The sequence below is a fragment of the Myroides sp. TSA_177.3 genome (assembly GCF_052691955.1).
In genome coordinates this window covers 1-9,416 of sequence record NZ_JBQZGD010000041.1, presented here as the reverse complement: position 1 = coordinate 9,416, position 9,416 = coordinate 1, and the positions used below count along the sequence as shown (strand labels likewise).

General features: G+C 38.5%; 4 protein-coding genes. All 4 read left to right on the top strand.

Annotation, left to right across the window (positions count from 1 at the left end; translation table 11 throughout):
* Positions 1-1,417 (top strand): OmpA family protein (locus ACUTSE_RS17845; protein WP_445641232.1); only part of this gene is annotated, 1,417 nt, incomplete at its 5' end.
* A 362-nt stretch (positions 1,418-1,779) separates the two neighbouring features.
* On the top strand, positions 1,780-7,905 hold the full coding sequence (locus ACUTSE_RS17840; protein ID WP_445641231.1) for a fibronectin type III domain-containing protein: 6,126 nt from the start codon (positions 1,780-1,782) through the stop codon (positions 7,903-7,905).
* A gap of 69 nt (positions 7,906-7,974) precedes the next feature.
* A complete protein-coding gene (locus ACUTSE_RS17835; protein ID WP_445641230.1) occupies positions 7,975-8,901 on the top strand; it encodes a PorP/SprF family type IX secretion system membrane protein in 927 nt (308 codons plus the stop codon).
* An 18-nt stretch (positions 8,902-8,919) separates the two neighbouring features.
* On the top strand, positions 8,920-9,416 hold a 497-nt coding region (locus ACUTSE_RS17830), incomplete at its 3' end, for a tetratricopeptide repeat protein (protein ID WP_445641229.1).

Below are 9,416 nucleotides of genomic sequence, written 5' to 3'. Positions count from 1 at the left end.
TTTTGGAGCCTTTTTAACAGTAGGGGACACGCTTTATTTTGCTTCTACTCGCAAGGGGAACAAGTCTAAGAATAAATACGGATGGGATAACCAAGGGTACTTGGATATCTTTCAGGCGAAATACAAGAATGCAGATGATCCTTTGTATGATGTTGAACCTGTTTCCGAGTTAAACACCAAGTATCACGATGGACCAGCTACGGTAACTGGAGATGGTCATACGATGTACTTTGCTACGGAGAGTTTCCGCGCTGGTAAGTTTACTAAGAACAAGGCTAAACTAGTGAAGCTAGGTAAGGTTAGTGTTTTTAGAGCGACGAAGAAGAAGGGTAAATGGGCAGATTTCGAACCCGTACCATTCAATGGTAGTGATTATTCGGTAAGTAATCCAAGTGTGAGCAAAGATGGTCGTACGTTGTACTTTTCATCAGATATGCCAGGAACGATGGGAAGCACGGATATCTGGAAAGTAGATATTGATGAGGACGGGAACTATGGTACACCTGTGAATATGGGTAGCCAGATTAATACCGAAGGTCGCGAATCATTTCCATTTATTTCAGAGGATGGGAAGTTGTATTTTGCTTCGGATTCTCGCAAAGGATTTGGAGGTTTAGATATCTATGTAGTTGACCTAGCTATTCCACAGGCAGAACCGAAGAACTTAGGTTCACCGATCAATACGGCTAAAGATGATTTTGCTTTTTCATTTTACCCAGGAAAAGACATTGGCTTCTTCTCAACGAACCGCATTGGACGTGATGATATCTATAAAGCGAAACCCGTTTGTAATACCGAGATGTATGTTACGGTAACACACAAAGACACCGGTAAGATCTTAACAGGAGCACGTGTGGATATCTATGACGATCGCAAGAACTTGATTGAAACGAAGTTTACGGATCAGCGAGGTATTGTGGAATACGTTGTAGATTGTGGGAAATTTTACCACTTACAAGTGGACATGGATGACTTTGAAGGGAAGGCTGTAGAAGTTCCATTGAACCGCAAAGGAGGTCGTCAGTTAGTTAATGTAGGCTTGCGTCCGATTGAGGTACTAGTGACTAAACACGAGATAATCTTAGGTGATGTTTACTTCGAATTTGACCGTTTCAACATTACCCAACAAGGGGCAATCGAATTGGATAAGTTGGTGAAAGTGATGAAGCGCAATCCAGAGATGCGCATCAAGGTAGGTTCGCATACGGATAACCGCGGAAGTGCGACGTACAACCAGAAGTTGTCAGAGAATCGTGCAAAAACAACAGTTCAATATGTGTTGTCAAAAGGTATTGAAGCTTACCGATTAGAGTCACAAGGTTATGGACCAAGTGTACCGAAGATTGATTGTAAAGCGAACTGTACAGAAGAAGAGCACGCAATCAACAGACGTAGTGAGTTTGTAATACTCAAATAATTAGAGTTTTAAGTATTAAGTTAGTATATTTTAAGAAGTCCTTACCATTTTATATGGTAGGGGCTTTTTTTTATTCGTTTAGATGAGAGAAATTACAAGGTTAAATGATTGAATTTCTGAGAACTTATACGAATTTGTGAAAAAAACTATTTTTTAATTATTTTAGGGGCTTATGATTTATGATGCTAATTTTTTAACTTAAATGAAAAGAATAAGTAAGGTTAATTATTTGTTATTTTGAATGAATACCAATAAAATAGCCCTGTGGCTAAGGGTTTGTCGACGTGGAGAGGCTGAATTTTGTTAATCTTTGTATAAAAAAATTCTATATTTGACGATAACTAACTTAAAACTTAAAACGTATGAAAAGAATTACAGTGCTATTCTGTTTCTTGCTGAGTATATTTTTTACTTATGGGCAAGAGGTCACGATTGGCACAGGTACAGCTACCGAAAGGCAGCCTTTTGGTGCTCTTTATGGCTATGAACGATCAGCTGCGTTGTATACTGCAACAGAGATTGATCAAATTGGCTTTATTAATAAAATAGCATGGGATATTGGATCTGTTTCAGTAGCTAGACCTGTTCGAATTTTCTTAAAGGAAGTAGAAGAAACGGCTTTGGTTGCAAATAATTGGGCAAGTTTTATTGCAGATGCAACTTTAGTATTTGATGGAGTTGTAAGTCCAACAGCAACTGGTTTTCATACTATTAATTTTTTGGCATCGTTTAATTATACTGGTGGCAACAAAAACTTATTAGTACTAGTAGAAACAAATTATGGTGGAAGCGGAGGCGGAGGTACATTTAATATCAAAGCATCAGCTGCACCTAATATGCATTTTACTGTAAATGCAGATACGGATCCTCCAACAGCTAATTTAACTGGAGTAACAAATCGCCCTAATTTAAAATTGACATTTGGTGACGAGATTACTTGTCCACCTATTAGTGCAAGTATTACAAGTCTTACGGCTACAACAGTTAGTTTTAACGTAACAAATCGCAATTCTACAACAGGAGTTTCATATGAAATTAGAACAGAAGGAGCTGCGGGTTCTGGCGCTACAGGTCTAGCAACTTCTGGTACTGTAACAGATTTAACTACTTTACCAGTAACGGTTTCTGGTTTAACTCCATCAACAACGTACTCGTTATATGTTCATGCTAATTGTGGTACTACTGATACGTCAGATTTCTCTAGTGCATCTGTTTTTACAACAGGACAAGTAGCAGCCACTATGCCTTATGTAGAAGATTTTGAGGGAGAGGCTAACTTTGTTTATTCAAATCATAACGTAAATAAGTGGCATATAGGTACAGCTGTAAATAATGGAGGTACATCTGCGCTTTACATTAGTAATAATGGAGGGGTAGCAAATGAATATACACTTAGTGTAACAGGAGGAGAAGTATCACAGGCATATCGTGATATTGTTATTCCTACTGGAGCAACGCAAATTTCAATCAATTTTGATTGGCGTTGTAAAGGAGAAGGTTTTACGACTTCTAAATATGACTATTTTAAAGTATGGGCAGTTCCTGTTAGTTATACACCTGTTGCAGGAACGCAAATTACTGCTTCGGCTGATAGAGTGCAAGTAGGAAGAGTGGTGTACAATGATTCTGATGTATTTGTTAATGAAAATATAGTATTTAACACTGGTGCATTTGCTGGTCAAACGATGCGCTTAGTTTTTGAGTGGAGACAAGATGGTAGTAGTGGAAATCAACCCCCTGCTGCAATAGACAATTTAAATGTAAGTGTTATTGCTTGTCCTGCACCAACTGCTCTGCAGGCAACTACAGTAAATTCTTCATCAGCAATCATTGCATGGGCCGTTGCAGCTGGGCAGACACAGTATGAAGTTTACTATTCTACAGAAAATACAGCTCCAGGAGAAACTGTGACTGGTTCTGTTACTACAGCAAATAATCCTTACACAATTGAGGGGTTAACGCCAAGTACAAGTTACTATATTTGGGTGAGAACAATCTGTGATGAAACTACAAAAAGTATGTGGACTCCCTTGTCAATTAGAACGATACAAGTAGCGGCAGTTTTACCATACAATGAGGATTTTGAAGGAACTGATAATTGGGATAAACAGAGTAATATTGTAAATAAATGGGTGGTTGGTACTGCTGTAAATAATGGTGGAACAAAAGCGTTATATATTTCAGAAGATAATGGTGCGAACAACACATATAATACTGTTGGTGAAGGCGTAGCTCATGCTTATCGTGATCTTGCAATTCCTGCTGGAACAAATGAAATTGCTATAAACTTTGACTGGCGTTGTGTAGGCGAAGGTGGAGCATGGGATTATTTTAGAGTATGGGCGGTGCCTACCTCTTTTCAACCAACAATAGGAACACAAATTGCAGCAGCTACAGGTAGAATTCGCTTAGGGCGATCAGAATATAATGCAAACGCTCAATTTTCGAGAGAGCAATTGATTGTAAATGCCTCTGCTTTCGCAGGACAGACCATGCGTTTAGTTTTTGAATGGAAACAAGATAGTGGTGGTGGAGCTCAACCGCCTGCGGCAATTGATAACTTAGGGGTTTCTGTTATTACTTGTTCTGCGCCAACAGCTCTGCAATTGAATGCAATTACAGCAACAACTGCAACAATAGCTTGGACTGCTGCAACGGGACAAACACAATATGAGGTGTACTATTCTACAACGAGTACAACTCCAGGTGAAACAGTTACAGGATCTGTTACTACAACGGATAATCCTTATACGATTCAAGGATTAACACCAAATACAGAATATTATGTTTGGGTAAGAACGGTTTGTGGTGCAAATGATAAGAGTTTCTGGGTACAACTACCAATTCTTACTGGACAAGTACCAGCTACTTTACCTTATGTTGATGGCTTTGAAGGACAAGATAATTGGTCTAAAAGAAGTAATGCTGTTAATAAATGGGTAGTGGGAACTGCTGCTCAAAATGGCGGAACGAAATCCCTTTATATTTCACAAGATAATGGGGCAACAAATACGTATGAGGTAAATGGCGCTGCAGTAGCGCATGCCTATCGTGATATTACAATTCCAGCAGGAACAACAGATATTAGTGTTGCTTTTGATTGGCGTTGTGTAGGGGAAGGAACCTCAAGTGATTATTTCAGAGCTTGGTTGGTGCCTGTTGATTTTGTGCCAACTGCTGGAACACAAATAACAGCTGCAACAAATAGAATTAAACTAGGTGCTGAATATAATGCGAATCCAGAATTTAGAAGAACACAAATGATTCAAAATGCTGCGGTATTTGCTGGTCAAACAATGCGTCTAGTATTTGAATGGCGTCAGGATAGTAGTGTAGGTAATCAACCGCCAGCAGCAATTGATAATGTTGAAGTAGCAGTTGTGACTTGTTATCCTCCAACTAACTTAGCTGTATCGGCAGTTACGAATTCTTCAATTACTGTTTCATGGACAGCTGCAACAGGACAAACACAATACGAGGTATATCATTCCACTACTGCTACTCCACCTGGAGCAACAGTAACTGGATCAGTTGTTACAACGGATAATCCTTATACAATTACAGGATTAACGGCAAATACACAATACTATGTATGGGTGAGAACGGTTTGTAGTGCTACGGATAAGAGTTTTTGGGTACAACTACCAATTGCAACAGGACAAATTGCTGCTGAAATGCCTTATACAGAGGATTTCGAAGGCGATAATAACTGGAGTATGGGTACAGGTACGGCGAATAAATGGGTAATTGGAACTGCTGTACACAATGGAGGAACAAAATCCTTGTATATCTCTAAAGACAATGGAGTAACGAATGAATATGAGCGTAGTGGTACAATGGTAACTCATGCTTATCGCGATATCGCCGTTCCTGCAGGTACTTCAGAAAGTAATTTCTCTTTTGATTGGCGCTGTATGGGGGAAGGATTTACATTTTCAAGAATTGATTATTTTAGAGTGTGGTTAGTACCTAATTCTTTTGTTCCTACAACAGGACAACAAATCACAGCAGGAACAAATCGCAGACAGATTGGAGCAGAGTTCAATAATCAAGAAACATTTGCTTCAGTGGATGAAATCCTTGATTTGAGAGCGTATGCAGGAAGTACGCTTCGACTTGTTTTCGAATGGAGACAAGACGTTAGCGGTGGAACTCAACCACCTGCGGCTATTGACAACATTACACTAAAACGTTTATCTTGTCCTGCTGTTACAGACTTGCAAGCTGAACCAATCGAAGGATCAATTCCTGCAAGTGCTTTATTGACGTGGGAATCGCATGGAGATGAAACACAATGGGAAGTATTTATTCTGGATTTAGATGACACAACAGTGCCAGGTGATGCAACAGCTGGTATTGTGGTAAATCAACCAAGATATGTATATCCAGATCCGGATCCAGCAAATCCTGAAGATCGTTTTTACAAATTTTATGTTCGTCCAATTTGTTCGGATACAGATAAAGGAAGATGGTCTAAACCGGGAATTATCTCCTTTATTCCACCTCCAGGATGCGCGAAGGTAGATGCAGATATCGAATTTTCAGAAATCGAAGGATTTGAGAAAAATGAAAATGGAGATTATGTGATTTGTGATAAAGGAGCATTTAACTTTACATTAGGAGCTTCGTATTATGATATCTTAAAAACAGATAAATATAAAGTTGATGCTATTGATTATAAACCACCATTTCCATTTAAAGGAGGAGATGGAGCAATTGAAATTGATACGGATGACAGATGGTCGGGTGTTATTGATCTTGGTTTTGATTTCTGTTTTTTTGGCAATAAATTTGATAAAGTTTTAATTACCGATAATGGTGCGATAACCTTTAGTATTAAGGATGTAGTACCAGGTGGACGATATGTACCGAATGATTGGAGTGGTTACATATTAAATGCGGCAAATCCAATACCCTATAATCCAGGACCAACAAGTACAAGCCCTCCTTATGTGAATGCTATCTTTGGAGTTTTACAGGATTTAGATCCTAGAACTGTGGGCTCGCCAGCAGATAAATCAATTAATTATCAAATCATTGGAAAGGCCCCATGTAGAACGTTGGTGTTTAATATCTATCATTTAGGATTATGGAGTGATCATTATGATCCTGATGATATAGAGGGAAGTACACAAACAACACAAGTGGTATTGTATGAAGGTACTAACATCATTGAGGTATATGTGAAAAATAGACCAGTAGCAGCAACTCATAATGATGGTAATGGCGTTTTAGGAATCCAAAATGGAGATGGTACTGTGGCCTATGTTCCACCAGGACGTAATATAGGACGTTGGACTGCTCAAGAAGAAGCATGGCGTTTTACTCCAGACGGTGATTCAACAGCAGAATTCTTATGGGAAAAAGATGGAGAGTTTTTCTCTTCTGAAACTACCATTGATATTAGTGTTACTGAATCTGTAAAATATACAGCGAAAGCTACGTATGAAATCTGTGGAGAAATTACTGAATTGACAAAAGAATTCAATTTCGTTAAAGAAGATTTCGTGATGGGTACACCAGTAGAATTAGTGGATTGTGCACGTGAACCAGGAGAAATAAATTTTGTAGATTTGAGTGATAATAACGCTAAAATTTTAGGTGAGTTAGATCCAACAAAGTATACATTACAATATTTCGAAACGGAAGAGGATATGAATAATAATGTAAATCCATTGGATACTATCCATGAATTTACAGAAAGAAGTAAAACAATCTATGCGAAGCTAACAAACAAAAATACAGGTTGTAGTTTAATTAAGACGTTTAGAGTTGTTGTTCAACCTCCATTAGATGTAACGGTTGCGAAAGATGTTAGCGTTTGTAGTATTTATACATTCCCGGCATTAAAAGAAGGAGAAGCGTATTATACGCAGAAAAATGGTCAAGGTACCAAATATGTAGATGGAGATGTATTGGATGTAGTTGGTACGCATGATATTTATATCTATAGAGTAGATGAAAAAGGATGTTATGGTGAATCACATTTCTCTTTAGAAATTGTAGAACAACCTATAGCAGATCGATTTGAAAATATGGTGTTTACTTGTGAAGTTTATCCATTACCAGCTTTATCTGAGTATAACAAATACTATACGTTGCCAAATGGAGAAGGTGAAGAATTACCAGCGGGAACAATCATCTATGAGCCAACAACTATTTATATTTTTGCTACATTGGAAGGTAAAAAAGGAGCTGTTTGTGTGGATCAAAGTAGTTTCACTATCGATTTTGAAGAATGTCCAATTCCGAAGGGAATTTCACCAAATGGCGATGGATTGAACGATTCATTTGATTTGAGTGAACACGGAGTTTCAAAAATCCAGATCTTTAACCGAACTGGAATAGAAGTGTATTCTCAAGGTTTATATCAGAGTGAGTGGAAAGGACAAGATAAATCTGGCAATAAATTACCATCAGGAACGTACTATTATGTAATTGTTTCAAATGGAAAAATGAGAACAGGTTGGGTACAAATTAATTATTAATACAAACAAACAACTGTGTGTGATTTCACGCACAGTTGTTTTATTACTATTTAAAAAATTAAACCGTATATGAAGAAAATATATTTAACATTAGGAGTGCTGAGTTTGCTTAGTTGCCTTGAAGTGAAAGCCCAACAGAACCCACAATACACGCAGTATATGTATAACATGAGTGTTGTGAACCCAGCTTATGCAGGATCGAAGGATGCTGTATCTATGGGAGCTTTGTATCGCAAACAATGGGCTGGTTTTGATGGAGCACCCGAAACAGGAACTTTTTTCATCAACAGTCGAGTAGGGAAGAAAGTTGGTGTTGGTTTGTCTTTTATCAATGACCGCATCGGGCCAGTTACGGAGAACAATATTTACGGAGATTTTTCTTATACTTTGGAGCTAGGTGGCGTTCATAAATTAGCCTTGGGTATCAAAGCAGGAGCTACGTTTCACAGTTCTAATTTGTTTTCTGATATTGGAAATGGTTATACCATTGATCCCAATGATCCTGCCTTTGGAGAAGACAGCAAGTCTACGCTTTTTAACGCAGGTATTGGGGCGTACTACTATACGGATAAATACTTTATCGGTTTAGGAGTTCCTAATATGATAAAAGAATACTATTTGAACTACGATGGTAAGGACTATGGTCAGCGCGAGATTCACATGTATCTGAATGGAGGTTACGTCTTTGACTTAGATCAAGATTGGAAGTTGAAACCATCTACGATGATCAAATACGCGATGAACTCTCCTGTATCGTTTGACTTGAACATGAACGTGATGTATTTGAACAAGATTGAGGCCGGGATTAGCTACCGTTTAGAAGATGCTATTGGAGGTATGATCAATTACCGCGTTACGCCGCAATTACGCGTGGGTTATGCGTATGATTATATCACTTCCGATATCAACAAAGTGGCCAAAGGCTCTCATGAGTTTATGGTTCTTTATGATATCTTCTTGTCTAAGAAAGTGTCAAGTTCATCTCGTTATTTCTAATAGCATAAAAAGAAAACAATGAAAATAAGAAAGGTTTATTTAGCGCTGTTATTGGGCGGTCTCTTAGCAACTCAGAGTTTGAGTGCTCAGGAGCCGATAAAAACGCCCTTAGAGATTGCCGATGAGCACTACAAGCACTATGAGTTTGTAGATGCGGCAAAAGTATACCAGAAGCTAATTCGCGGTGCGAAGACAGATAATTATATTTATTTACAATTGGCTGATTGTTATTACAACATATTCAATACAGTTGAAGCGGCGAAGTACTACGGGAAGGCGTTGGAGAAGGATCCGAGTTTAGATTCGGAACTTTACTATCGCTATGCTCAGATGCTTAAGGCAAGTGGTCGTTATGATTCATCAAATGCAGCTATGCGCAAGTTTGCTGAGCGCAACCCGGAGGATCAACGAGCGATTGCTTTTATGCGTGAGCCAGATTACATTCCTCGTTTACGCGCACAAGAGGAGTTGTTTACCTTTGAGGAATCAGGAATCAATGACCGTCAGGGGAATGA

Coding starts and splice junctions, on each gene's coding strand:
- ACUTSE_RS17835 (WP_445641230.1), top strand. CDS start 7,975: ATGAAGAAAATATATTTAACATTAGGAGTGCTGAGTTTGCTTAGTTGC.
- ACUTSE_RS17840 (WP_445641231.1), top strand. CDS start 1,780: ATGAAAAGAATTACAGTGCTATTCTGTTTCTTGCTGAGTATATTTTTT.